General features: G+C 56.2%; 1 protein-coding gene. It reads left to right on the plus strand.

What is annotated here, in order from left to right; genetic code table 11:
* Positions 1–95: 95 nt before the first annotated feature.
* Positions 96–1,129 (plus strand): transposase (locus IQ273_RS33335; protein ID WP_194027345.1); only part of this gene is annotated, 1,034 nt, incomplete at its 3' end.

Consider the following 1,129-nt stretch of genomic DNA (forward strand, 5'->3'; position numbering starts at 1 on the left):
TACCCCTGTTAAGGTGATCATTCGTACTAGTGCGGTCAATTGGATAAGCTAAAGACGTTACCCCTGGCCGCTTAGAGTCAATGAGTTAGCGTCCCATGATAAACGCGCTATTCGAGCAATTTGTTGAAGCTAGCCCGCCAAGCGTCATGATGCGAGCGCTAATGGAGCGCATTTTTGCTCCCGACAAGTTAGATGCGTTATTTGAGCAGACAGCTGAGCGACAGTACACCCGAGAGCTGCTATTTTCTAGCGTCGTGGGGTTGATGAGCCTGGTGGTCAGTGGCATTCATCCGTCGGTGAGTGCGGCCTATAAAGCCTTGGAGAAGCTCATCGGGGTCTCTAGACCGGCCCTCTATAGCAAGCTCAATGGCCTAGAACCGGGCATCAGTCAAGCCTTCGTGCGCTACAGCGACGCTGAACTGAGGCCCTTGGTAGTCGCCTTGGGCGTCTCGAACGCGGCTCCCTTGCCGGGCTATGCGGTGCGGATTGCCGATGGCAATCTGTTAGGGGCCACGGAGCACCGTATTACGGTTTTGCGACCGACGCGCTCTGGAGCCTTGCCCGGGAAATCCATTGCTGTGTTAGATCCCCAGCATCACCTGGTCAGCGATGTCTTTCCCTGTGAAGATGCCCATGCGCAAGAACGCTCGCTCTTGCCCCAGGTCTTGGCGACGGTGCAGGCGAACCAAGTGTGGATTGCAGACCGCAATTTTTGCACCGCCGACTTTCTCTCAGGGATTGCTCAACGCCAGGGATATTTTGTCATTCGCGCCCATCAAAACTTGCCCTGGCAAGAACTAGAGCCTCTCCAGGCGGTCGGAGTCTCTCCGACGGGCCGCGTCTGGGAACATCCCGTGTGCCTAGCGACTCAGCAGGGGCATGCCCTGCCGATGCGACGCATCGTGGTGCGCCTCAAGCAACCGACTCGTCACGGCGACCTTGAGGTGACAATCTTCACTAACTTGCCGGTAGAGGTAGCCGATGCCCTCACCGTAGCTGAGTTGTACCGCTCTCGGTGGACTGTTGAAGGGATGTTTCAGGTGATTACCGATGTCTTCTCCTGCGAACTCAATACCCTGGGCTATCCCAGAGCCGCTTTATTTGTCTTCTGCATCGCGGTGGTAGCCTT

This window comes from Nodosilinea sp. LEGE 07298 (genome assembly GCF_015207265.1).
Taxonomy (GTDB): domain Bacteria; phylum Cyanobacteriota; class Cyanobacteriia; order Phormidesmidales; family Phormidesmidaceae; genus Nodosilinea.